Annotated in this window: 20 protein-coding genes; 6 read left to right on the top strand and 14 right to left on the bottom strand. The window is 71.2% G+C overall.

Annotated features, from left to right (window positions below; translation table 11 throughout):
• Positions 1-67: 67 nt before the first annotated feature.
• A complete protein-coding gene (locus tag KI388_RS01545; RefSeq protein ID WP_215087658.1) occupies positions 68-1,588 on the top strand; it encodes a PGF-CTERM sorting domain-containing protein in 1,521 nt (506 codons plus the stop codon).
• A gap of 30 nt (positions 1,589-1,618) precedes the next feature.
• On the opposite strand, the gene KI388_RS01550 is transcribed toward KI388_RS01545, so the two are convergent.
• On the bottom strand, positions 1,619-2,389 hold the full coding sequence (locus KI388_RS01550) for a hypothetical protein (RefSeq protein ID WP_215087659.1): 771 nt from the start codon (positions 2,387-2,389) through the stop codon (positions 1,619-1,621).
• Between the two features lie 437 nt (positions 2,390-2,826).
• On the opposite strand from KI388_RS01550, the gene KI388_RS01555 reads away from it, so the two are divergent.
• Entirely contained in the window at positions 2,827-8,550 is a 5,724-nt protein-coding gene (locus KI388_RS01555; protein ID WP_215087660.1) for a S8 family serine peptidase, read from the top strand.
• Positions 8,551-8,894: 344 nt separating this feature from the next.
• Here the strand turns inward: KI388_RS01555 and KI388_RS01560 are convergent, their stop codons facing one another.
• From KI388_RS01560 to KI388_RS01575, 4 genes are all read right to left on the bottom strand, one after another.
• A complete protein-coding gene (locus tag KI388_RS01560; RefSeq protein ID WP_215087661.1) occupies positions 8,895-9,524 on the bottom strand; it encodes a hypothetical protein in 630 nt (209 codons plus the stop codon).
• 183 nt (positions 9,525-9,707) lie between these two features.
• Entirely contained in the window at positions 9,708-10,418 is a 711-nt protein-coding gene (locus KI388_RS01565; RefSeq protein WP_251133178.1) for a hypothetical protein, read from the bottom strand.
• Positions 10,419-10,513: 95 nt separating this feature from the next.
• Positions 10,514-11,221, bottom strand: a complete 708-nt coding sequence (locus KI388_RS01570) for a hypothetical protein (protein WP_251133179.1) — start codon at positions 11,219-11,221, stop codon at positions 10,514-10,516.
• The gene (locus tag KI388_RS01575) at positions 11,218-11,985 is read right to left on the bottom strand and encodes an AAA family ATPase (protein WP_215087662.1); all 768 of its coding nucleotides are present in this window, start codon (positions 11,983-11,985) and stop codon (positions 11,218-11,220) included. The genes KI388_RS01570 and KI388_RS01575 overlap by 4 nt, the downstream gene beginning before the upstream one ends.
• 471 nt (positions 11,986-12,456) lie before the next feature.
• Between KI388_RS01575 and KI388_RS01580 the strand changes: the two genes are divergently transcribed.
• Positions 12,457-13,758, top strand: coding sequence for a rhodanese-like domain-containing protein (locus tag KI388_RS01580; RefSeq protein WP_215087663.1), 1,302 nt, complete (start codon positions 12,457-12,459; stop codon positions 13,756-13,758).
• A gap of 23 nt (positions 13,759-13,781) precedes the next feature.
• On the opposite strand, the gene KI388_RS01585 is transcribed toward KI388_RS01580, so the two are convergent.
• The 5 genes from KI388_RS01585 to KI388_RS01605 form a co-directional block, all read right to left on the bottom strand.
• Positions 13,782-14,054, bottom strand: coding sequence for a hypothetical protein (locus KI388_RS01585; protein ID WP_004596496.1), 273 nt, complete (start codon positions 14,052-14,054; stop codon positions 13,782-13,784).
• Positions 14,055-14,149: 95 nt separating this feature from the next.
• Positions 14,150-15,022, bottom strand: coding sequence for an endonuclease V (locus KI388_RS01590; protein ID WP_215087664.1), 873 nt, complete (start codon positions 15,020-15,022; stop codon positions 14,150-14,152).
• On the bottom strand, positions 15,022-16,008 hold the full coding sequence (locus tag KI388_RS01595) for a rhomboid family intramembrane serine protease (RefSeq protein WP_215087665.1): 987 nt from the start codon (positions 16,006-16,008) through the stop codon (positions 15,022-15,024). The genes KI388_RS01590 and KI388_RS01595 overlap by 1 nt, the downstream gene beginning before the upstream one ends.
• Positions 16,009-16,564: 556 nt before the next feature.
• A complete protein-coding gene (locus tag KI388_RS01600; RefSeq protein ID WP_215087666.1) occupies positions 16,565-17,275 on the bottom strand; it encodes a type I 3-dehydroquinate dehydratase in 711 nt (236 codons plus the stop codon).
• A gap of 85 nt (positions 17,276-17,360) precedes the next feature.
• Complete coding sequence (locus KI388_RS01605) at positions 17,361-18,335, bottom strand: transcription initiation factor IIB (protein WP_215087667.1); 975 nt, start codon at positions 18,333-18,335, stop codon at positions 17,361-17,363.
• A gap of 210 nt (positions 18,336-18,545) precedes the next feature.
• Between KI388_RS01605 and KI388_RS01610 the strand changes: the two genes are divergently transcribed.
• The 3 genes from KI388_RS01610 (at position 18,546) to KI388_RS01620 (ending at position 20,329) form a co-directional block, all read left to right on the top strand.
• Positions 18,546-19,343: a cobalamin-binding protein gene (locus KI388_RS01610; protein ID WP_215087668.1), complete on the top strand. Its 798-nt coding sequence runs from the start codon at positions 18,546-18,548 to the stop codon at positions 19,341-19,343.
• A complete protein-coding gene (locus tag KI388_RS01615; protein WP_215087669.1) occupies positions 19,340-19,909 on the top strand; it encodes an inosine/xanthosine triphosphatase in 570 nt (189 codons plus the stop codon). Before KI388_RS01610 ends, KI388_RS01615 begins: the two co-directional genes overlap by 4 nt.
• A 165-nt stretch (positions 19,910-20,074) precedes the next feature.
• On the top strand, positions 20,075-20,329 hold the full coding sequence (locus tag KI388_RS01620; protein ID WP_215087670.1) for a hypothetical protein: 255 nt from the start codon (positions 20,075-20,077) through the stop codon (positions 20,327-20,329).
• 24 nt (positions 20,330-20,353) lie between these two features.
• Here the strand turns inward: KI388_RS01620 and KI388_RS01625 are convergent, their stop codons facing one another.
• From KI388_RS01625 to KI388_RS01640, 4 genes are all read right to left on the bottom strand, one after another.
• Positions 20,354-20,962 (bottom strand): MarR family transcriptional regulator, encoded by a 609-nt coding sequence (locus KI388_RS01625; protein ID WP_215087671.1) that lies wholly within the window; start codon positions 20,960-20,962, stop codon positions 20,354-20,356.
• 92 nt (positions 20,963-21,054) lie between these two features.
• Complete coding sequence (locus tag KI388_RS01630) at positions 21,055-22,185, bottom strand: SPFH domain-containing protein (RefSeq protein WP_215087672.1); 1,131 nt, start codon at positions 22,183-22,185, stop codon at positions 21,055-21,057.
• 115 nt (positions 22,186-22,300) lie between these two features.
• Positions 22,301-22,768, bottom strand: coding sequence for an SRPBCC family protein (locus KI388_RS01635; RefSeq protein ID WP_215087673.1), 468 nt, complete (start codon positions 22,766-22,768; stop codon positions 22,301-22,303).
• Between the two features lie 31 nt (positions 22,769-22,799).
• A complete protein-coding gene (locus tag KI388_RS01640) occupies positions 22,800-24,806 on the bottom strand; it encodes a bacterio-opsin activator domain-containing protein (protein ID WP_215087674.1) in 2,007 nt (668 codons plus the stop codon).
• Positions 24,807-24,863: the final 57 nt, after the last annotated feature.

Genomic DNA, 24,863 nt, shown 5'->3' on the forward strand with positions numbered 1-24,863 from the left:
TCGACGCCGCAGCCCCGAACGAGACCCGAGCCGAATCCCGACACACACCACGCGACCCATCCCACAAATGACGACCAACACACTACCCGAACGCCTGCTCGCCTGTCTCATCGTCGCGACCGTTGCGCTCGCCCCGCTCGCCGGCGGGGCGGCCGCGCTGGGCGCGAGCGCCGACGCCCCCGGTCCGGTCTCCGACGGCGCCGACGCGGCCGATCTCTCCGGCGCGTCGACGGCGGTCGAACAGACTGAGCCGGCGGGCGAACTGACATTGACCACCACCGACGAGGGCGACGACACGGTGACCGTGACGCTCTCGACGACCGTCGAGGACGTCGCGGGCTATCAGGCGCACCTCACCTTCGACTCGAACGCGACCGCCGTGGTGAACGTCTCCGGCGGCGAGGGGGAGTTCGACGGCGACCCGGTGACGAACGTCGACAACGAGAACGGCACCGTCCAGTTCAACGCGATCGCCGGGAGCGCGCCGGACAGCGGTGTCGACGCCCCGACGATGGCGACGATCGTCTTCGAGACGCCGGACGCGCCGACCGACGTCGCGTTCGTCGCCGGGGACTCGCTGGTCTCGACGAGCGAACCCGAAGACGTCACCGACCTCACCCGGAACGGGGTCACGCTCGGCGGCGACGGAAGCGACGGCGGAGACGGCGGTGACGGCGGAGATGGCGGAGACGGCGGTGACGGCGGTGACGGCGGAGATGGCGGCGACGGCGGAGACGGCGGCGACGGCAGTGACGGCGGAGACGGCAGTGACGGCGGAGACGGTAGCGGCGGCAGCGATGGAAGCGACGGCGGCTCCGGCGGCGCGACGCCGCCGAGCGGCGACGACGCGCCCGCGGTGATCGAGGCAGAGGTCACGACCACGGACGGGGGCGCGACCCTGTCCGCGGCGGACGTCGACGCCGGTTCGACCGTCGAGGCGGACCTCGGTGACGCGGTGGGCGACGAGGACGTCACGGTCGACGCCGTGTCGGTCGAGACCGCGGCCGCGGTCGACTCGCTCGACCTCGAGGCGCGCTCCGTCGGCTCCGGCGACCTGCCCGGGGACGCGCCGGCGCTCGACGGCGCCGACGCGGCCTCCTACTTCGAGTTCGCGGCCGACGGCGTCGCGTCCGACGCCGTCGCGAACGCCACGGTCTCGTTCACCGCCGACGCCGACGCGCTCGGCGCGGCGCCCGAGGACGTTCGCCTGTTCCGGCTGGTCGACGGCGAGTGGACAGCCCTGGAGACGACCCACGAAGGCGACGGCGTCTACACGGCCGAGACGCCCGGATTCTCGTACTTCGCCGTCTCACAGGTCGCGGCGGACGCGGACGATGGCTCGGCGGGCGACGACGGCGACTCGGCGGCCGGCGGTGACGACTCGACCGACGGCGACGACGGCTCGGACGGTTCGGGCGACGCCGACGGCGACGGTTCGACGAGCGGCGACTCGGAGAGCGGCGACGGAAGCGGCTCGTCGTCCGGCGGCGACGGCGGCCCGGTCCTCGAAGAGCAGACGCCCGGGTTCGGCGTGCTTACCGCGCTGATCGCGGCGGTCGCGGCTGCGCTGATCGCCCGGCGTCGCTGAGCGGGGTCGGCTCGACCGGGCCAGTCCCGCTCAGCCGTCGACGCGGCTGAGCGCGTCAGCGAGCGACAGGCCGAACTCGGTCCGGAGGAAGAGCGTGTAGACGAGCAGCGCCGCGCTCGCGCCGATGCCGAGCGAGAGACCGACCGCGCCGAGCGACAGCGTGCCGAAGACGGGCAGGTCGAGCGCCCACGCACCGAGCACGACGCCGGCGGCGAGCGCGAGCGCACCGAAGGCCGTGTTGCGGACGTCTTCCGTGTCCGGCTCAACCGTCACGGTCAACTGCGCCGGAAGCTCGGCCGCGAGCCGCACCGTCGAACTCCGCTTGTCGAACTCGACGAGCCCCGCGTCGGCCATCTTCGGGCAGTGGAACTGGTGAAGCGAGTTGTACACGCTTTTTCGCTGGTCGTACTCGACTTCCCCGACGGCGACGTCGTTCTCCCACGCCGCGATCAGCCGGGAGGCGTCGGACAGCTCCACCTCCGCTTTCGGTTCGCGACGGAGGGCCCGCCAGAGGTAGCGCCGCCGTCGGTTGCTCAGCAGTTCGAGGAGGTCGTCGGCGGCCACGTCGGCTGTCGAGCGGTCGCCGGCGTCGGTCCGAGGACTGTCGGACGCGGAGTCCGTCGGTAGGGGGGGTCCGGTCGAGGACCCGCCGTCGTCGCCCGCGGAGCGACCGGCCGCCGGCCCGTCCCGTCCGTCGCCCGTCGGACCGTCTCCGTCCCGTTCCGTCCGGTCGCCGCGTGCGCCCGTCCCGTTCCGGTCGTCACTCGTCCAGGTCCTCGGATCCAAATGTCGGAGGCGCATCGATACGTTTCAATTATCTTCAATGTATATAACTTCTTGGCACGCTGCCACTTCCCACGGGTCTCGGCCCTCGTTCCGTCGGAACACGTCGTAATACCCCGTTACCGTCGACTCGACGCCGCACTCGTCGTCGAGTTATCGACTTCGGCGGCTACTGTACAGCTATCCTCATTCGGACCCCGCGAACCGGACCGTACCGCCTCCCGTAACGGGCCGTTACGCGGGACACGCGGCGTCTCTGCGCCGTTTCGATCGGTGACACGTTCGCGCCGCTACGGCTCGTTACGGGACCGATCGCGAGATCCTCCGCCGTCGACACCGCCGATTGTGACGACGCAACCGTGGGTTGTGTTCGCACATTGCGTTAATAACTACGGGCGCACCGCGGCGTTGGTCCGGTATCCTCCCGCAGGGGAGGTGCCACGACGCGACGAGACATGATACGCACCAACAACTACACGAAGGCGCTCGCCGCGCTGTTCGCGGTACTCATGGTCGTTTCCATGATGGCTCCCGTCGCGGGGGCCGCCGTGGCCGCGGACGCGGGCGACGCCACACCTGCGATGGAGGAGGCCGGGGACGTCCCGGCGTTCTCCGACGACGTATCGTACGAACAGACGAGTGACGGCGAGTTCGCACAGCAGGACGCGGACGACGTCGACATCGACCCCGCGCTCGAGCGCAAGTTCGAGGGGCAAGCGGAGTCCGACGGCGACACGGTAGACGTCGTCGTCAGGCTCTCGCCCGCGGACACGAGCGGGGTTCAGGGTCAGGAGGCGACGGTCGGCGCGCTGAAGGACCACGCCGCCGAGACCCAGCAGAACGTGGTCCGCTTCGCCCAGATGTCGGAGCACGTGGAGCTCGAACGGCAGTTCTGGATCACGAACGCCGTGCTCCTCGAGGTCAACCCCGACCGCGTCTCCCTCGAGGAGATCGCGTCCGCCGAGGGCGTCGAGCGCCTGCACGTCAACTTCGAGGTGACGACGGCGCAGGCCAGCGGCGGGAACGGCTCCGCGAACGAGTCGGCGTCCGAGAACGAGACGACGTCGACGAACTCGACGTCCGAGAACGAGACGGCGACGAACGAGACGGTGACGAACGAGACGGCGTCCGACGACTCCGCGGAGCGTTCGGAGCCGTCGGCCGACACCGAGCCGGTCGCGCCGTCGTCGATGCGGACCGAGAACTACTCGACGACGTACGGTCTCGACATGATCAACGCGACCGAGGTCTGGGACGCGTACAACACCCAGGGCGAGGGCGTCGAAGTCGCCGTGCTCGACAGCGGGATGGACGACTCCCACCCCGACCTGCCGGAGCTCGACGACGAGCACTGGCAGTCGTGGGACAGCGACGGGAACCCGATCGACTCCGAGCCGTCCGACTCCAGCGGGCACGGCACGCACGTCTCCGGGACGGTCGCCGGCGCGGAGAACCCCGACGGCGACGTGCCGACGTTCGGCGTCGCGCCCGACGTCGAGCTGTACCACGGGCAGGTCATCCCCGGCGGCGGCGGCTCGTTCACCCAGGTCGCGGCCGGGATGGAGTGGGCGGTCGACACCGCGGGCGTCGACATCATCTCGATGAGCCTCGGCGCGGCCGGCTACAGCGTCGACATGATCGAGCCGTCCGAGAACGCGCGCGACGCGGGCGTCATCCTCGTCGCGTCCGCCGGCAACGACGGAGAGGGAACGACCGGATCGCCCGGCAACGTGTATCCCAACTTCGCGAGCGGCGCGGTCAACGAGGACGCGGAGGTCGCGAGCTTCTCCAGCGGGGAGACGGTCGACACCTCCTCCGCGTGGGGCGACGACGCGTCCGACTACTGGCCCGACGAGTACGTCGTGCCGGACGCGGCAGCGCCCGGCGTGGACGTGCTGAGCTCCGTGCCCGGCGGCGGCTACGACGGCACCTACTCCGGCACCTCGATGTCCGCGCCCCACAAGACGGGCGCGTTCGCGCTGATGCTGTCCGCGGCCGGCGGCAGCGTCGACCGCGAGACCGCCATCGAGACGATGGAGGACACCGCCTGGAAGCCCGACGACGCCCCGGAGCCGCCGGGAACGCCCGACACGCGGTACGGCAACGGGATCATCGACGTCAAGGCGGCCGCGGACCAGGTCGCGCTCGACAGCGGCGTCACCGGCACCGTCTCCGACGGCGACGGCGACGCCATCGAGGGCGCGACCATCGAGATCGAGGAGAACGGCTTCGCGGCCGAGACCGGCCCCGACGGCGAGTACACCGTGCTCTCGCCGCCGGGCAACTACACGATCACCGCGAGCGGCTTCGGCTACGAGGAGGCCAGCGAGAGCGTCTCGGTCCCGGACAACGAGACGTTCGTCGAGCAGAACATCACGCTGGCCGACGCGCTCGGCGTCGAGCCCGTCGCGGGCCAGCCCGAGGCGATCGAGGGCGGCCAGCAGTTCGAGGTCCAGGTGAACGTCGCCAACCTCGAAACGTACTCCGTCGAGCGGAACGGCAGCTACGAGGGCGACCTCACGTTCGAGCTCAACGGCGCCGAGATCAGCGAGGGCGAGGACGTCGACGTCGGCGGCCTCACCGGCCTCGCCAACCTCACGGTCACCACCGAGGCGAACACCGACGGCGAGTTCGCGCTCGATCACACGTTCTCCGGCGCGGGCGACACGGTCTCCGTGACGACCGGGCCGACGACCGTGTTCGCGGAGTACACCTCGATCGCCGTCGTCGACGACGGCGTCAACGGCGACGACGTCGTCGACCGGCTCACCGCGGAGCTCCCCGGGTCGTACGAGATCGACCTGCTCACCGGGAGCGACGCGGTCGACGCCGCGGCGAACGACGAGTACGAGGCGTTCGTGGTCCAGAACATCGACGGGACGTACGTCGAGGACCTGAAGTCGAACACCGCGGGCGCCTCGACGGGCGTCGTGTGGCTCGACCAGTGGGGAAGCGGTAGCAACGGCGTCCCCGCGCGGTCGAGCGCGCTCGGCGACCCGGCGAACACCGAAGACAGCTTCGCGTCCCCGAACCCCGAGATGGAGATCGTCGAGGACAGCCCGCTCTTCGAGGGCGTCGGCGAGGTCGGCGACACGTTCGGCATCCACTCCGCGACGTTCGCGGACCACTCGTGGTTCGAGGACAGCGACTTCCAGACGGTCGGCTACGTCCAGGCCGGCGGCGTGACGGACGGTCCCGCCGCCGCGACGCTGGCGCAGGAGCGCGAGGTGCTCCTCTCGACGTTCGGCTCGACCAGCTTCGTCGGCTCCGGCGACTACAGCGGCGACGCCGACGCCGTGCTGGCGAACGCGGCCGAGTGGGCCGCGACCACGCCGCCGGTCGTCCTCAACGAGGACCAGCCCGCACAGAACGCGCCCGGCGAGGCGTTCGGCGCCGAGTACGGCGTCCAGCAGCTGGAGAAGGTCAAGGTGTCGCTCCACGAGGACAGCACCGCCAACCAGTCGAACCTCGATCTCTACGTCGGCGGGTCGATCAACGCGTGGGGCGAGTGGCGCGCCTACTCGCCGCCGCTGACCGACGACGACTACACGGTCGAGGTCGAATCGACCGACGACACCGTCGGATCGGTGATCTTGGAGACGACGTTCACGTTCGCCAACAACGAGGACGCGGTCGGTGACGGCGCCGACATCGCGCCCGAGGACTCACACGAGATAACCATTACCACCGGCCCGACCGCGGTGTACGACGAGCCGCTGACGGTCGGTGACGGCGAGGACGTCGAGACGATCCAGGAGGCCGTCGACCTCGCGCCGAGCGGCGCCGAGATCGAGGTCACTGAAGGCACCTACGACGAGGTCGTCTCGATCGACGAGACGCAGAACCTCACGATCACCGGCGACGACGCCACGATCGTCGCGCCCGACTCCGGCGCCGCCGACGGCCACGCGCACGTCGACATCCAGGCCAGCGGGACTCACTTCGAGGGCTTCGACCTCGAAACGCCCGCGGGCCTCGCGAGCGTCGGCGTCTCCGACACGAGCGACGTCACCGTCTCCGACGTCTCGGTGACCGGCGCGTCCGACGCGGTTCAGGTCGTCGGCAGTAGCGACGTCACCGTCACGAACGCCAGCGCCACGGGCGCCGCGGCCAACGGCGTCCACGTCGCGGACAGCGACTCCGTCGCCGTCCACGACGCCGAGGCGACCGACGCCGGCACCGGCGTCCGGATCGCCGGCAGCGCGGGCGTCGCCGTCGACGCGCCGAGCGCGACGAACGTCTCCTACGGCGTGATGCTCGACGGCGCGACCGACGTCGCCGTCTCGGGCGCGTCCGTCGAGGGCGCCGCCGAGGCGGGTGTCGCGTCGATGAGTTCCAGCGGCGTCGACCTCACCGACGCGTCGGTGACCGACGCCGACTACGGCGTCCACGTCGACGGCGGGGCGGTCAGCAACCTGACCGACGCGTCCGTCAGCGACAGCGACTACGGCGTCGTCGCGGAGGGCGGCGCCGCCGTTGCCGACGCGTCGCACAACGAGATCACGAACGCCACCACCGGCTTCATGTTCTCGGGCAGCGCGACGAGCGGCGAGTTCGCGATGAACGACGTCAACGCCACGACCGGCGTGCTGGCGTCCGACGCGGGCGACGACCTCACCGTCCACTTCAACGACTTCGCCGAGACCGAGACGGCGATGGACGCGGAGAGCGGCTCGTTCGACGCGCCGCTCAACTGGTTCGGCGAGGGCGGCCCGCAGGCCAACAGCGGCATCGCGGGCGACGTCACGTACTCGCCGTACCTCACCGCCGACCTCGGCGAGGTCGACACGAACACGACGGAGATCGCCGTGGACCTGACGATGGAGGCCAACGAGACCTACACCGTCGGCGTCCCGGCGGCCACCGACCAGACCGTCGGCGACGCCTTCAACGACGAGTTCGAGGGCGCCGTCTACGGCTACGACGCCGAGATAGGCGACTGGCAGATGCTGACGGCGAACGACAGCCTCAGCGCGCTCTCGGCCGTTCTCGTCGTCACCGAGGAGGACACCTACGCCACGCTCGACTTCCAGTCCGGCGACGAGCCCGCCAGTCCGGGCCAGGTCGACCTCCACAACGGGTGGAACCTCGTGAGTCCGTCGGCGTACCACGACGAGGAGTACGCCTTCTGGACCGAGGGCACGAACAAGGGCGACGGCGACTACTACACGCCGAGCACGTCGATGATGGCCGAGTCGCACGCCGACGGCCACATCGGCCAAGGCGAGGTGCCCGACTCCGCGGTCAACCCGTTCGGCGGGTACTGGGTCGGCATCGGCGCCGAGGGCGACGGCTACACGGTCTTCTCCGACATGGAGAAGGACCCGACGATCGACGACTACGACGCGCTGTTGGACCCGGAGGTTCCGGACGTCCCGCAGCAGCCCGGAGACGGTCCGGGTGAGGAGCCGAGCGAACCCGAGGACGTCTCCGTCGCGGTCGTCGACGAGCAGAACTACCACGAGGGCGCCATCGCGGACGCGCTCTCCGACGCGCTCGACGACGACGTCTACACCACCGTCGACACGCTCACCGCCGACGAGGCGCTCGACGAGATGGACGGCTACGACGTGTTCGTCGTCCAGCGGTTCGGCAGCGACTCGCTGGCGTCCGACTTCACGGACTCGCTCGGCGACGACCAGGCCGTCGTCTACCTGGACTCCGACCAGGGCGGGACGGCCGAGGCGTACGCCGACGGCGTCTACCGCCTCAACAGCGTCCGCGACGATCCGGCCGAGCGCGACTCCGTCTCGCTCGACGCCGACGAGAATCCCGTCGAGGTCGACATCCAGTCCGACCACCCGATATTCGACGGCGTCGGCGAGGAGGGCGAGTCGGTCCCGGTCGTCGACTCCGGCACGACGTGGGGCGCCTGGTTCAACGACTACGACGGCCAGGTGCTCGGCCACTCGGACTTCAGCCCGAGCGACGAGGGCGAGTTCGAGGGCCCGGGCGTCGCGATCGACGAGGACCGTAACGAGGTCCTGAACACGGCGATCGCGATGGACTTCTTCCACGACGACCCGGACGACTTCACCGAGGAGGGCGTCACCCTGTTCGCGAACTCCGTCGAGGAGGCCGCGAGCATGGCGGCGTCCTCCAGCGGTGACTCCGCCGCGGAAGCGGACGAAGAGGCTGGCACGCAGCCCAGCCTCGCGCCGACCGCGACACCCGCCTGACGAGACGAGCAACGCCCCTCACGGGGTTCGCGGTATTTTTTCCGTCCGAGGACGCGACGGCCCAAGACGCGGGGCGTCGCCGCGGACCGCTCGACCGAACCGGTCGGAGCCGCCGCTACACCGTTCACCGAAAGCGAGGCCCGGCAGAATGACCGGCGAAGCGAGGGCCGAAGGTCGGGGACAGCGAACCGATCTGCGGTTCGTACAACTTCGAACGGGCCGTCTCCGCCTATACTTATCTCCCGTTCAACAATCCGAACCCGTAACACGTTACAATACCTGTAACAATCTTTCCGGCGGGATCGGTGCGCCCGGGCCGACCGATGCCCGTCCGATGCCCGCCCTCAGTCGCCGCCGAGGCGTCGCCGCTCGTCCCGCAGCAGTCGCTCCCAGAGTCCGAACAGGTCGCTGTCGAGTTCGTAGGCGTCGTTCACGCGTCGGACCCAGCGGTCGTCGGCGAACAGGTGGCGCTGGAACCGGCGCACGTCGGGAGAGAGCCGGTCGCGCTCGCCGCCGTAGTAGGACAGCGACTCCGCCCGCGTCCGCGCGACGAGGTCGTCGGGCACCTCGATCCCGTCGGCGGCGGCGACGTGTTCGAACCACTCCAGATGGAGCAGGGAGTCGGCGAGGAGGAACCGCTCGCGGAAGCCGGCGACCCGCGACAGCGCCGGCGCGCCGTCGATCCGGACGTCGGTCGGCCGCGAGAAGCGCGGCGCCGTCGCGCTCACGGACGCGCTCGCGGCCACGGCGCCGGCGACCCGTCGCAGCCGCCAGTCGGCGTATCGGACCGGCGCGATCAGCGCCAGTTCGTACCACGTCGGGAGCCACTCGCAGTACGGCTCAGAGAAGGCGCCGTCCGCGAGCAGCGTCGCCGCGACGGAGCGGGCCTCGGCCGTCGTCAGCTCGTCGGGCGCCGTCCGGAGGCGACGGGCGATCCGATCGGCGTCGAGCGCGTCGGCGCCGGGAAAGCCCATCCCCGCCGCGACGCCCGCCGTGTACGCGCGGCCGGCGGCGTACCAGTCCGCGAAGTCGGCGGGCGAGGTCAGGCGCAGGAGTCGGAGGACCGTGATACCGATCGGAGGGACCGAGCCGAGATAACCGTTCGGGCCGCGCGCGGCGGCTCAGAGAGAGTCCGTCGTCACCCGGAGTCGGTCCGGTCAGCCGTCGACGCGGGCCAGCGCGTCGCCGAGCGACACCCCGTGGTCCGAGCGGACGGCGACGGCGTACACGAGGCCGGCGGCGGCGACGGCGGCGGCGACGGCGAACGCGACGCCGCCGAACGAGAGCGGGCCGAACACCGGGAGTCCGGCGGCCCACGAGCCGAGGATGACCCCGGTCGCCAGCGCGAGCGCGCCGAGGGCGGTCTGCCTGACGTTCTCCGTGTCCGGCTCGATCTCGATCGTCAACTCCTCGGGGAGGTCGGAGGTCAGGCGCACCGTCCCGTCGCGGTCGTCGAACTCGATCAGCCCCGCGTCGGCCATCTTCGGACAGTGGAACTGCCGCAGCGACGTGTACACGCTCTTCCGTTGGTCGTACTCCACGTCACCCGGGTCGACGCCGTTCTCCCACGCGGCGATTCGCCCCGACGCGTCCGACAGCGCCGCCTCCCGCTCCTCGGTGCGGAGGTGTCGCCACAGGAGCCGGCGGCGGCGGTTCCCGAGCAGTTCCAAGAGCTCGTTCGCGCGGACGCCCCCGGCGACGTCGCCCGCCGCGCCGCCCTCGCCCGCTTTTGATCCGGCGGCGTCCGCGGCGCCCGTCGACTCGCCGGCGCCCGCCGCCTCGCGGCCGTCCGCCGCGTCCCCGGAGTCGACGGCCGCCTCGCCGCTCCGGGCCTCCCGCCCCTCCGGCACACTTCTCTCGGATGACATGTTATATCTTCACATGACCTATATTCAAAAAATTACCGGTGGGGTGAACGTTTCAAACGCCCGTTGACTCCCTCTCGCCCGCTCTCGCCCCCGAGTCAGCCGTTCGGGTCGCGGTCGGGTCGGTCCGAGTTGCGGTCGGGTCGGTCCGAGTTGCGGTCGGCGTCCGGCGGCGGGTCGGCCTCGGCCGCCGCTCCCCCGTCGGACCCGGCGGTCTCGCCGGGGTCGTCGAGCGCGTCGTCAAGTCCCCACTCCGCGGCGCGGTCGCGGGCCTCCGCCCGCGCCTGTTCCCGGATGGCGTCGATCCGGTCGTCGTCGGAGAGGAAGGCGGCGACGGCGTCGTCCTCGTCGCCGGCGTCCCGCAGGCGCTCGCCGGGCGCCGCCTCGCGGGTCCGCGCCGCGAGGTCGGCGTCGTCTGCCAGTTCGGTCGCGGCCGCGTCGGGCGCGACGCGCAGCGTCTCCTCCTCGTGGGCCGCGGCCAGCCCGCTCGCGTCGACGGCGTACAGCTCGACGCGGTAGGGACCGGGGACCGCGAGCTCCGCGAGCGCGTCCGGACCGCCGCTGTCCGTCACCGTGTTGTACGCCAGCACGGGCACGCCGTCGTCGAAGGTGATCACGCCGCGGACCTCGCCGGACAGGAGCAGCGTCTCCTGCGGGACGAGCGTCGCGTAACCGGTGAGCCCGCGGTCGAGCGCGCGCGACAGCGTCGTCCCCACGTCCGAGACGACGCGCGAGCGCAGGAGCGTCCCCCGCGGGATGGTGAGCGCCGCCGACTCCGCGCCGTCCGCCTCCGGGCTCCCGCTCATGGCGTGTCGGGGACGACCGCGCTCCGGAAGCGGTCCGCGACCGCGTCGCCGTCGCCGTCGCGCACGTCGAGCCGGTCGGCGGCCCGCCGGAAGCGCGCGGCGGCCTCGCTCTCCGGCGCGTGAGCGAGCAGGGGTTTCCCCGCGCGACGCGCCGCCCGGACCGCGTCGCTCTCCGGAATATTCGCGAGGACGGGGCCGCCGAAGTGACGCTCCGCCTGCGCGGCCACGTCGTCGGCCTCGTCCCGGACCTTGTTGAACAGGACGCCGGCGGTCTCCGTGCCGTACGAGCGCGCGTACTCCTGGACCTTCAGGCCGTCCGAGAGCGCGGGGATGGTCGGCTCGACGACGACCACCACCCGGTCGGCCAGCACGACCGGCAGCACGGCCGACTTCGAGCCGAGCGCGGCCGGCGAGTCGAGCAGGAGCACGTCGGTGTCGCGCGCGAGTTCCGCCACCACGTCGCGGAGGCGCTCCGGCTCAGCGGCCTCGAAGCCCGCGAGCGAGGTGCCACAGGGGACGACCGAGAGTCCGAACCGCTCGTAGGTGGCCTCGCTCACGTCCGTCGCGGTGCCCTCGACGAGCAGGTCGTGGAGGGTGACCGCCGCGTCGTCGAGTCCGGCGTGAAAGAGGAGGTTCGCCATCCCGGTGTCGGCGTCCACGACCGTCACGTCGTGGTCGGCCGCGAGCGCCATCCCGAGCGCGAGCGTGCTCGTCGTCTTCCCCGTGCCGCCCTTCCCGCTGGCGACCGCGAACGCCTCGACCATACGCCCGCTCTCCGGCCCCCGCGAGTAAAACCTAACCATCGCCGGTCGCGGCGATGCTCACCCGCTGCCGATCGCGGTGGCGCGTGCCTGCGAGTGGCCGCCGAAGGCGGCCGCGGGGAGCACGCGCGAGGGAGTCGGCCGACCGTAGGGAGGCCGACGAGGCTGGGGAGGCGTGAGGTGCGGTCGCTGTGCGGTGCGGGCGGGACTCAAAGGGGCAGCCGCGAGGGCGAAGCACGGCGATGTAAGGACCGCAGGGAGCGAACGAAGTGAGCGACTGAGGACCGTGGTTCGAGAGAGCAAAGCTCTCTCGTCATCACGAGACGCCTTCGGCGTCTCGAACGACAGCGAGCCGCACGAGTCCTCGCGGCTGGGGCTTTGGCGGTGGTCGCCGCAGTTCACCCGCTGACGATCCCTCTCCATCTTCCGTCCACCGAGAACAGCGCTTTTGATCACGCGGAACAGTACTCCGGTATGGTCGAGACGATATCCGCCGACGAGTTCCGCGACAGGATCGACGCGCGTCGGCGCAGCGATCGAGATTTCACCGTGGTCGACACGCGACCCGAAGAGAGCTTCGCGGGGTGGCGCGTGGCGGACGCGGTCCACTACTTCTACAAGCCGTTCCACGAGTTCGACGTCGACGACTTCGAGCGCGAGACCGGGCTCTCGCCCGACGACAGCGTGATCACGCTGTGCGCGAAGGGGAAGGCATCGGAGGACTTCGCCGCCGGACTCGACGCGGCCGGATACGATGACGTGGTCGTCGTCGCTGACGGGATGCGCGGCTGGTCCGCGGTGTACGACCGCACCGACGTTCCGCTACAGGACAGGCCCTCTAGCGCCCCGCCGCTCGACGTCGTCCAGATCCAGCGCCGCGCGAAGGGGTGTCTGGGCTACCTCGTCATCGGCGGGCGCGAGGCGGGCGAGGCGGATCACGCCCTCACGGACAGTCCCGCGAGCGATTCCGACGGCTCCGACCGCGTCGCCGTCGCCGTCGACGTCTCCAGACACGGCGACGAGTGGGTCGCGGCGGCCGCCGAGCGCGACGCGTCGATCGCGGCCGTCCTCGACACGCACGTCCACGCCGACCACCTCTCGGGCGGCCGGGCGCTCGCGGACGACCTCGGCGTGCCGTACTACCTGCCCGCCGCGGCCGCCGACCGCGACGTGGCGCACGCCTTCGAGCCGATCGGGCGCAACGAGACGCTCGACGTCGGCGGCGTCGACCTGAAGGCGCTCGCGACGCCCGGCCACACCGACGACGGGGCGAGCTACCTCGTCGACGACGCGGCGGTCCTCACGGGCGACACGCTGTTCACCGACAGCGTCGGCCGGACGGAGCTCCAGTTCTCGGCGGGCGGCGACGGGGGAGATGAGTCAGCCGCCGACGAGGGCGCCGCGGGCGCGGCCCGCCGGCTGTACGACTCGCTCCACGGGACGCTGCTCGCCCAGCCGGACGGCGTCGTCGTCTGTCCCGGTCACTTCGCGGTCGCGAACGACGGGACGACCGGCGACGTCGTCCCGGGCGAACCCGTCTTCGCGACGGTCGGGGACGCGCGCCGGGATATCGAGGTCCTCGGTCTCGATCGGGAGGCCTTCGTCGAGCGTATCACCCGGACGCTGCCGGAGAAGCCGCCGAACTACGAGTCGGTGATCGCGGCCAACCGCGGCGTCGAGTCGCCGCCCGACGAGACCGCGGCGATCGAACTCGAACTCGGCCCGAACCGCTGCGCCGCGGAGCCGGACGCCGACTCGGCCGCGGGCGACGACTGAGGTCCCTCGGCCCTCGTCTCGGCTCACTCGTCGTGGATGAAGACGAGCCGCTTCGACTCCGTGTTGACTAAACAGAGGTCGATCCCGTCGCGGGTCGCGCCGATCTGCTGCCAGCCGTGGTCGCTGACGAACAGCGTCTGGAAGACCCCGCGGTCGCAGTCGGGGTTCGGGCAGCCGACGCCCGCCGCGTTCTTATAAACGGTCGTGCCGCCGCCGGAGCTCTGCCGCACTAGCCCGTCGGTCAGCGACCGGAACTCCTCGGCGGACATCGGACTCTCCGCGTCGTCGTCTCCCATGCGATCGCGTTTGCGGGCGATCGTCTAAAAACCGACTGCCGTGGCAACTGCTGACACGGAGTCGACGCCGCCCCGCCGCGCCACCGCCGCACGGCTCAGTCCACGTCCCGCTTCACGCGCTCCGCGTACGCGTCCGCGAGCCGCGTCGGCTCGGGGAGTTTGTACCCCGCGCACAGCGCTTCGACGAGGTCGACCGCGGTCTCCGCCCCCGCGCGGTGGCCGGGGCTGACGTACAGCGGGTTCACCCGCTTACTGTTCGGGTACTGGCGCGACTGGAACGCGTGGCCGATGACGGTCCCCGGCTCGGCGGTCGTCACCGCGTCGTCGGCGCGGACCGGCGTCCGCCAGCCCGCGGGCCGCTCGGCCGTCGACTCGTCGGGTTCGCCACAGAGGAGGCTCTTCGCGACGCCGACGCTCGGGGTGTCGCGGAGGACGCCGACGTGGGTCGCCAGCCCGGCTTCACGGTAGTGGATCCGACCGGAGCCGTCGCATATCAGCAGGTCGGGGTCGGCGTCGAGCGCGTCGAGCGCGGCCAGTATCGGCTCGCCCTCCCGGAACGCGAGCAGGCCGGGAATGTAGGGGATCGACAGCGGCGTCGTCGCGCTCGCGTACTCGATCACGGTCCCGCCGCGGAGCGCGACCGCGGCCGAGACGGCGGCGTCGGGACGGCCGTCGTCGCGGTCGGTGAGGAACGCCTGATCGACGCCGACGACGGTGGGGACCGTTGAACCGGACGCCGAGCCGGCCGGGTTCGGTCCCGCGTCGGTCCCCAGCCGCTCCTGTGCGTCGGTGCGCGCTGGCGGGAGTCCGTCCGCGAGGGAGGCGGCCTCCTCGACCGCGACGGCGGCCGGGTCGAGCGCGTGCTCGTCCGCGAACGTCGCGGCCGCCGCGATGTCGCGCTGGAGGGCCTCCATCTCCGCGCGCGACAGCGACGGGTCGGGCCGGAGGTCGGGCCGCGCGAGGGCCATCAGCGCCGCCCACCGGGACCGCCCGGACCCCCGGGGCCGCGCGGACCGCGCGCGCCGCCCATCGAGACGCCGCCCATGCCGCCCGCGGAGCGCGCCAGCCCCTCGTTGCGCTTGCCGAACGCGAGCCCGATGGCGAAGCCGATCAGGTGCGCGAGGTGGGCGATGCCGCCGGCGCTGCCGGCGCCGCCCGCTTGGACGCTCTGGACGACGAGGACCGCCGAGACGAGCGCGATCCCCCACGTCAGGTACTTGATCTTCATCGGGACGACGAAGAACAGCAGCACCTGCATGTTCGGCCGCCAGACGGTGAGCACGCCGAGGAGCGCGAAGCCGGCGCCGCTGGCGCCCAGCACGCCGGTCGTCCCGCCGAGCGCGAGCGCGAAGAGGACGTGGCCGAGGCCGGCGAGGATCCCCGACAGGAAGAAGAACGCGGTGAAGCGCTTCGACCCCACCGCGCGCTCGACGAGGGGACCGAAGAAGAACAGGACGACGCTGTTCCCGATGATGTGGTAGAGGCTCACCGGCGAGTGAGAGAGCACGGCGGTCACCCAGGTCCAGACCCGCCCGAGCGCGTCCGACCGGAGCACGAACAGCTGGTCGTGGAGCGCCGGGCTCACGCCCCAGAAGACGATCAGCTGCGCGAGGAAGGTGACCCAGATCGCGAGCAGGATGGCGTAGGTCGCGTTGTTCCGGAAGTAGCTCACGATTCCCCCGGTGCTCGTCTCCCGGTCGATCCGGCGCTTGACCCGGCCGACGACCCCCTCGGAGCCCCCCCCACCGGTTCGACCGCCGGTGCCGCCCCCCGAGCCGCCCTCGACGCTCTCGTCGAAGCCGCTGTCGAAGACGCCGCCGGGGTCGTTCCACTCCGAGAGGCCCGGACAGTCGTGGTTCTCGGGCAGCCGGTGTTCGGAACAGAACGTCTGGCCGCACCGATCACACTGATACGGGAGGTTCTCGTACTCCCCGCACACGTCGCACGTCGCCATTGGCGGTCCTTACGGGGGCGGTCGTAAAGCGGTTTGGCTCTATACGTGATACCTCAATAGGTAGTCGGCGGCCCTGATGAGGGCGTATAAATCGTGTCTGATGGTATCGCCGTGAACACCGCTAAAGCCCCAGCCGCTTGCTAATAAAGAGATGCTGGCGGATCGACGGCGAACACCGCCAAAGCCCCAGCCGCTTGCTAATAAAGAGATGCTGGCGGCTCCGCGGTGAACGCCTCCAAAGCCCCAGCCGTGAGGGCCGCGCACACTCGTTGCGCTCCTTGCTCGTTCGCTGCCGCTCACTCGCTGCGGTGCTTACGTCGTCTGCGCGGCCCTCACGGCTGCCCCTTTGAGTCCCACCCCACCCGCACAGCAACCGCACCTCACGCCTCCCCAGCCTCGCGGCTCACGCTTCGCGGCTTCGCCGCTCGCGTTCGCCGCGTCCCTCGCGCGTGCTGTCTCGCGGCCGCCGAGGGCGGCCGCTCGCAGGCACGCGCCGCCGCACCGCGTCTTCATTTATAAGTAGTCGCTGTAACCGCGGTCAGTTACATATAAACAGTCACTCGACAGTTCCGCCCTCCCGAAGCCGGTCGACGAGCTCTCTGAGCGTCGCGAGCGGGTACTGGCCCGGCGCGGTCGCCTCCGCGGGGTCGACGGGCGCGTAGCCGATTTTCGAGCCGTAGACCGGGGTCACGGCGCGGGTGTGCCGCCCCGGCTCGTCCATACACATCGCCGCGACGCGGTGACCCGCGGCGGTCGCCTCGTGGGTCGCCTCGATCATCGCGAGCGCGTCCGCCGGCGCGGTCGCGGTCGTCGCCAGCTTCCCTACGTCACCCTCGCTCGCGGCGTCCGCGAGGAGGTCCACCAGCGCGGCCGGCTCCGGGGTGGACTCGAAGTCGTGGACCGACGCGACCACGTCGACGCCCGCCTCGCGCGCCGCGTCGCGCAGCGCGGTCGCGTGCGACTCCTCGGCCGGGTCCGGGTGCGTCCCGCGCAGCGCGCCGAGTTCGACGTCGACCGCGGCGACCGCGTCGTTACCGATCGCGTCCGAGAGGGCGTCGTAGCGGCCGGTTCCGTCCGCCGCCTCGCCGCCCTCCCACGACGCCCGGTTCGTGACGAGTAGTGGGAGGTCGCCGTCGTAGCTCGCCAGCTGGTCGAGCGGGGAGTTTGCGAGGTCCATCCGGAATTCGACGGCGTCGGCGTGCTCGCGGGCGCGCGGCTCCTCGGAGAGGTCGGCCGTGCTCGCGGCGAGAACGAACTCCTCGAACATACGCGGCGGTTCCCTCGCCGGGGTCTTAGCTGGTCGGGTTAGAACGGTCCGCGAAGTCGGGACGGATCGTGAAAAGCGCGTCCGCTTACGCGACGAGGCCGTCCTCGGCCTCGAGGAGCTCATGGTACCGGTTCCGGATGGTGACCTCGGAGATGTCCGCGACCTCCGACACCGCGGCCTGCGTCGTCTTCTCGTTCGTGAGGAGCGCGGCGGCGTAGACGGCGGCCGCAGCGAGGCCCACCGGCGACTTGCCCGAGTGGACGCCCTTCTCCTTGGCGTTGCGCAGGAGGCTCTTCGCGCGCATCTCCGACTCCTCGGAGAGTTCGAGGTCCGAGGCGAACCGCGGGACGTACTGCTCGGGGTCGGCCGGCTTCACTTCGAGCTTCAGCTCGCGGACGACGTAGCGGTACGTCCGCGCGATCTCGGCCTTCTCGACGCGCGAGACGTCGGCGATCTCGTCGAGGCTGCGCGGGACGCCGGCCATCCGGGCGGCGGCGTACACGCAGGAGGTCGAGACACCCTCGATGGAGCGCCCGGGGAGCAGGTCCTCGTCCAGCGCGCGGCGGTAGATGACGCTAGCGGTCTCGCGGACGTTGTCCGGGAGGCCCTGTGCGGAGGCCATCCGGTCGATCTCTCCAAGCGCCTGCTTGAGGTTGCGCTCCTTGGAGTCGCGGGTGCGGAACCGCTCGTTCCACTTGCGGAGCCGCTGCATCTTCTGGCGCTGGCGCGCGCCGAGCGAGCGGCCGTACGCGTCCTTGTCGCGCCAGTCGATGTTCGTCGAGAGCCCCTTGTCGTGCATCGTGTTCGTGGTCGGGGCGCCGACGCGGCTCTTCTCGTCTTTCTCGCGGGAGTCGAACGCGCGCCACTCCGGCCCGCGGTCGACCGAGTCGGCCTCGACGACCAACCCGCAGTCGCTGCAGACCGTCTCGCCGTGCTCCTCGTCGTTGATGACGTGACCCCCGCACTCCGGGCAGCTCAGCGTCTCGTCGGTCTCCTCCGATTCCTCCTCGTTCGTCTCCGTTCGGGAGCGACTCCCCCGTGTGTGTAGTCGTTCACTCATAGCTCGGTGGCCCCCGGAAACTGAAACTGCCCGAGAGCGATCTTATCTTACCGTCGGCGGAACACAACTTAAAACGACCGGAACGTGTCGCTCGAAACCCGACGAAAGGACACGATCTATCACGTGTTTTCGCCGGTCTCCTGATCCCGCTCTCACCGGCGCCCCGTCGGGACCGAAACCGTTGACACGGTCGCGGCCGGATCGGAGGCCATGTCCGCGCCCCGCGTCGTCTCGCTCGCCCCGAGCGCGACCGCGACGGTCGCCGCGCTCGACGCGGCCGACCGCCTCGTCGGCGTCACCGCCCACTGCGACCTCCCGGAACCCGCGGCCGCCGGCTCCGCGCACGGGACCGACCCGCCGACCGTCGTCGGGGGGTGGCTGAACCCCGACCTCGACCGCGTCGCCGGGCTGGAGCCCGACGTCGTCCTCACGAGCGACGCGCTCCAGGCCGACCTCGCGGCCGACTGCCGAGAGCGCGGCCTCGACGTGGCCCACCGCGAGCCGGCGACCCTCGACGACGCCGTCGACGGGTTCGCGGCCCGCGGGAGCGACGTCGGGAGCTCCGAGGCGGGCGAGCGACTCGCGGCCGACGCGCGCGCCCGACTCGACCGGATCGCGGAGGCCGTGGCCGACCGCCCCCGACCGACGGTGTACTGCGAGGAGTGGTCCGACCCGCCGATGGCGGCCGGCAACTGGGTCCCGGATGCCGTCCGCGCCGCGGGCGGCCGCTACCCGTTCGTCGACTCCGGCGAGCGCTCCCGCGAGGTCGACTCCGCGAACGTCGAGCGGGCCGACCCCGACCGCGTCGTCGTCCACGTCTGCGGGCACGGCGACCGCGTCGACCCCGCGACCGTGGCCGAGCGCGACTGGGTCGACGCCCCCGTGAACGTCATCGACGACTCCCTCCTCAACCAGCCCAGCCCCGCGCTCCTCGACGGGATCGAGCGGCTGGCGCGCTTGCTCCATCCCGAGGCGTTTTCGGCCCCGGGCGACGACGCCCGGACATGACGACCCTGCGAGTCGGCGTCGGCAGCGGCAACCCGGTGAAGCGGCGCGCGGTCGAACTGGCGCTCGGGTCGGCGGCCGACGCCGACCTCCCCGGCGGTCCGACGGGCGTCGCGGTCGAGTCGGTCCCCGTCGACTCCGGCGTGAGCGAACAGCCGACGGGCCACGCGGAGACGATCGCGGGCGCCGAGAACCGAGCGGCCGCGGTTCTCGAAGCGGAACCGAGAGACGGCGCACCGGCCTACGACCTCGGCGTCGGCGTCGAAGGCGGCGTCGCGCGGTTCGACGGGACGGAGGGGCGCTACCTGATCATGTGGGCGGCGGCGACGGACGGCGACCGGGTCGGCCGCGCCGCGGGTCCGAGCCTCGCGCTCCCGGCGGACGTCGCCGCCCGCATCGACGACGGGGAGGAGCTCGGTCCCGTGATGGACGACCGTCTCGGGACCGACGGCGTCGCGACGCGCGGCGGCGCGGCGGGCGCGCTCACCGGCGGCCGCGTCGGTCGCGCCGAGGCGCTCGCGGCCGGCGTGAGCGGCGCGCTCGGCCCGTTCGTCTCCGATCTGTACTGATCCCGACGCGACGGCACCGCCGCGTCGCCGTCCGGTTCGAAGACCGTACCCAAACGCGGTCGTGGGGCGCCGCTCTCGGCCCCGTCGCGGCGCGAAACCGCCCGACAGCGGCGTGTTAACCCGGTCTACCAACCGCCTTATGCGGGGTGACGACGTGGTACCGGTATGAGCACGGCACAGCCGGACGCGGTCGCGGCCGAATCGACCGGTCTCTCAGCGAAACAGGCGCGCATCCTCCGGTACCTCCGCGAGAACGCGTCCGACCGGACGTACTTCAAATCGCGGCTGATCGCGGACGACCTCGGTCTCTCGGCCAAGGAGGTCGGCGCGAACATGGGCGCGGTGGCGGACGCGGCCACCGATGTCGACGTCGAGAAGTGGGGCTACTCGTCGGGCACGACGTGGATGGTCACGGCCTGACCGGGGGTCGTCTCGGCGGGCGCGTCAGGGGTCGTACGCGACCAGCGACGCGGCGTCGTCCGCGAGCGCGACCGCCTCGGCGTCGAAGGAGTCGGCGTACCGGACGACGAGCGTGAGCAGTCGCTCCGGCTCGGTCAGCGCGTATCCGCCGGTCCGGTCGAGCAGGCCGGCGGCCTCGAGGTCCGCGGCCGCGGCGCTTACCGTCGGCCGGGAGACGCCGAGCGCGCTCGCGAGGTCGGCGCCGGTGGCCTCCGGGTCGCGCAACAGCGCGAGGATCATCCCGCGGGGCGTCTCCCGGCGAAGGTAGCCGAGCGCCCGCTTGTCGGTCTCATCGAACCGGCCCGCCGGGAAGAAGCGGCGGTAGTCGGCGTCCTTCTCGGACTCGATCGCGTCCGCCTCCTCCAGTTTCCGGAGGTGGTACTGCGCCTCGCCGGTGCCGAGACGGAGGTCGTCGCGGAGCTTCGAGAAGTGCGCGCCGGGGGTCGTCGGCACGTAGCCGCGGATCGCCTCCCGCGTCTCGTTCTCGTCGTCGCCGTCGTCGGCGCTCGCGGTGCCGACGAACGGCGCCGCCGCTCCGACCGCCGCGAACCGGCGGAGCGTCTCGCGTTTCTGCCCGTCGAACCCCTCTGTCACACCCGTACTAGTCTACGCCCCGACAAAAGCACTTCGCTCGCGAGATCGGTTCGCGACGAAAAATCGCGGTCTCGGCGGCGCTTCGCGCCGATCTACTCCTCTTTCTCCACTTCCGCAGCCGCCTCCTCCTCGTCCATCTCCTGGATGACCTCGTCGGCGGACCTGATGCTCGCGCCGGCGTCGCCCGACTTCACGGCCTCCGCCTCCTTCTCTAGCTCCTCGACGTTCATCTCCGCGGACTCCTCTATCTGGCCGAGGATCTCGTCGATGTCGTCGAGGCCGAGCATCTTCCGCGTGTCCGCGTCGAACTCCTTCCCGTCGAGCCCCTCCATCTCCTGAACGTCGGAGCCGGAGAGGGCCTTGCCGTAGCGGCCGACGAGGCTGGTGAGCTCCTGCGGGAGGACGAAGGTGGTGGACTCGCCTTTCCCGATCTCTTCGAGGGTCTCCATCCCGCGCTCGATGATGGCGCGCTCGCCCATCGACTCGGCGGAGCGGGCCCGCAGGACCGTGGAGATGGCGTCCCCCTGCGCTTCGAGGATCTGGCTCTGTTTCTCCCCCTGCGCGCGAATGATGTTGGACTGCTTGTCACCCTCGGCCTGCTCGACCGCGGAGCGGCGTTCCCCCTGCGCTTCGAGGATCATCGCGCGCCGGCGGCGCTCGGCGGAGGTCTGCTGCTCCATCGCCTGCTGGACGTCCTTCGAGGGGTTGACCTCGCGGACCTCGACGCTCTCGACGCGGATCCCCCACTCGTCGGTGGGTTCGTCCAGCTCCTTCCGGATCTTCGAGTTGATCTCCTGTCGCTTGTTCAGTGTGTCGTCGAGTTCCATGTCACCGAGCACGGCGCGGAGGGTGGTCTGCGCGAGGTTCGAGACGGCCTTCTTGTAGTCGTCGACCTCCAGGAACGCCTTCTTCGCGTCCATCACCTTGATGTAGACGACCGCGTCGGCGGTCACCGGGGAGTTGTCTCGGGTGATCGCCTCCTGACGGGGCACGTCGAGCGTCTGCGTCCGCATATCGAACGCGTACGTCCGCGAGACGAACGGCGGGATGAGGTTGATACCCGGTTCGAGCAGCTTCCGGTACTCACCGAAGACGGTGAGCGACTTCTTCTCGGTGGCGTCGACGATCTCGAACGACTGCCAGAGCGTGACGACCACGAGCAGAAGCGCGAGCAGGCCGACGCTCACCAGCCCGAAACCGAATTGGAGGGGAATCAGATCCATACTTCCCGTTTAGAGCATCGCACGCTTAATAGTTCGCACGCCGGGGGCCACCGCCGCGCGCCGACCGAGGGACGGCGCGGCGACACACGCCCTCTCCGGCGGGCGCTCGGCGCGGCTACGCCCCGTCGAACCGCGCCGCGACGTTCTCCAAGGCCGCCCGGAGCTGTCGCTCGTTGAACCGGCGGATCACGGGCGCGCCGACCCTCGTGAGCGCGTTCTCCGGCAGGCCGTACGTCGCGGCGTACGTCAGCTCCGTCCCCCCGTCGACGGGCGCGAGCCGGAGGTCGATGGTCCCGGTGAGTCGCCCGCGGAGCTCGAAGACGTGCCGCCCGGGCGGCTCGTGAACCGTCTGGACGATCTCGCCGTCCATCCCGATCCCCGGCATCCGATACGTGTACGCGAGGCGCTTGCCGCCGTTGTCCAGCGGTTCGACGTCCCTCACGTCCGTGAGTCCGGGCGTGATCGCCGCGTGGTTCGCGGGGTCGTCGAGGAACGCGAACACGGTCTCCGGGTCGGCCGCGACGACGATCGAGTCGCTCGCGGCGAACGGGTCCTCGCCCGAATCCGGCTGCTCGTCGCTCATTCGCCTCGACGCCCCGCCGCCGGCTCCCCGATCATCCGCTCGACCGGGGGTCCACGTACGCCTCGACCAGCTTGCGCTCGGCCGCGCGGAGGTGCTGATGGAACGTCTGCCGGGTGATCCCCATCCGCTCCGCGATCTCGGAGCCGTCGACCGGCCGCGGCCACTCGAAGTACCCGTTCAGCTCGGCCGTCTTCAGCGCCGCGCGCTGCCGCTCGGTGAGCCGCTCGTCGACCGCCGACGCGAACTCCGCGACGGTGCGGTCGCGGCTCTCGCGCTCGACGCGCGAGCGGAGCTCGACGCCCTCGTACTCCTCGCGGAACACGTCGAGGATCGACCGGACGTTGTGCTCCGGGGGGGCCTCGATGGTTACCGTCGCCGCGTCCGCCGTGGCGGTCGCGTCGGTGACGACGACGCCGTGGTCGGCCAGCTGCGCGAGCGGCGGCGACTCGGTGACGGTGACGGCGAAGCTGACGTCGTCGTTCGTCTCCGCGACCGGGCGCATCGACTCGACCAGCGGCAGCGCCGCGAGCTCGTCGAGGTCCACGTCGTCGCCGTCGGCCCGGAAGTACAGCTCGCCGGCGTCGTCGTCGAGGCGCGTCGTCCCGAGGTGTTCCACGTCCGCGCCGACCGCGTCGGCGATCCGCGTGAGGGACGACGACGGGTCCCGGATCTCAACGACTATCTCGCAGACGCGGTCGGTGGTGAGGATCCGCGTCGTCTCCACCGAGTGGAGGCCGTTGGCGATCATCTTTCCGACCGACTCGCACACCTTCCGCTCCCGTCGGTCGAGGACGTTCGCGCCGTTCCCGTAGATCCCCAACACGCCGAACCGACGCTCCCCGTACGTGAGCGGGACGACGAGCAGCTGCGTCCCACCGGCGGACTCCGGCGCGAGCGGGCCGCCCCCGCCGCCCCGCTCCACCGACCCGCCGCGGGGCTCTTCCGCCTCGATCGCCTCTCGGACCTCGGCCGGCGTCTCCTCGACGTCGAGCGTCGTTCCCGGCTCGACCGCCACGCCGCTCGCGGCGCCGACCTCGAAGCGCCCGGTCGCGGAGGAGACCTCCCCGATCCAGGCGCCGGCGTATCCGGGTTCGCCGGCGACCACCTCGCAGACGCGCTCCGGGATCACCTCCGGGTCCCAGTTCTCGACGAGGATCCGACTGATCTCGCTGAGGAGGCCGTTCACTCGGCCGAGGAGCCTGTCGAGCGCCCGGCGCTCCGTCGCGAGCTTCTTCGCCCGCTCCTCCGCGAGCCGCTCCGCCTCCTTCCGCTCGCTGACGTCGTTCTGGAACCCCACGTAGTGGGCCAGGTCGCCGCCCTCGTCGTAGACGGGCGCCACCGTCAGCTCGTTCCAGAACGGAGTCCCGTCGCGTCGGTAGTTGCGGATCTCGACGGTCACCTCCTCCTCGTTGCCGATCGCCTCCGCGATCTCCTCGACGGTCTCCGGCTCCGTCCCCGGCCCCTGGAGGAACCGGGGGTTCCGCCCGAGCACCTCCTCGACGGGGTAGCCGGTGTGTTCCTTCCACGCGTCGTTGACGTACACGAGCGGGTAGTCCGGGAGGTCGGGGTCGCTGATGCTGATCCCGATCGGCGCGTCCTCGACGGCGCGCGTCACCTCCGTCGCGGACGGCTCGTGGTCGGAGACGTCCTGACGCGGTTCCGGGGCGGTGGCCCCGGAGGAGACCGCCGTGACGTCGGCCACGAGCTGCTCGATCGACGCCGAGCCGTTCTTCTGGAGGAACCGGTCGACGCCGCTCTCGAAGGCCGCCTCCGGGACGCCGTCCTCGTCGGTCTCTGTGAACATCACGACCGGCACGCCGGCGTCGGCCTCCTCGATAGCGGTCGCTAGCGCCACGCCGTCGTCGCCGGCCAGCGCGTACTCGCTGACGACGCAGTCGTACTCGCCCGTCGTCGCCTTCGCGACCGCCGACGCCGCGGTGTCCGTCCGCGTCACGTCGAATCCGGCCGCGTCGAGCGCCGTCTCGATCCGATCGCTCCCCTCGTCCGGATGGACGAGCAGAGCGCGAGCGTTCGCCATGCTCCACCGTTTGTTCCGATACGGGTTAATGGTTGCCAGTCTTCCGACGCGTTGGCT

Origin of the sequence: Halorubrum sp. 2020YC2 (assembly GCF_018623055.1) — an archaeon.
Lineage (GTDB): Archaea > Halobacteriota > Halobacteria > Halobacteriales > Haloferacaceae > Halorubrum.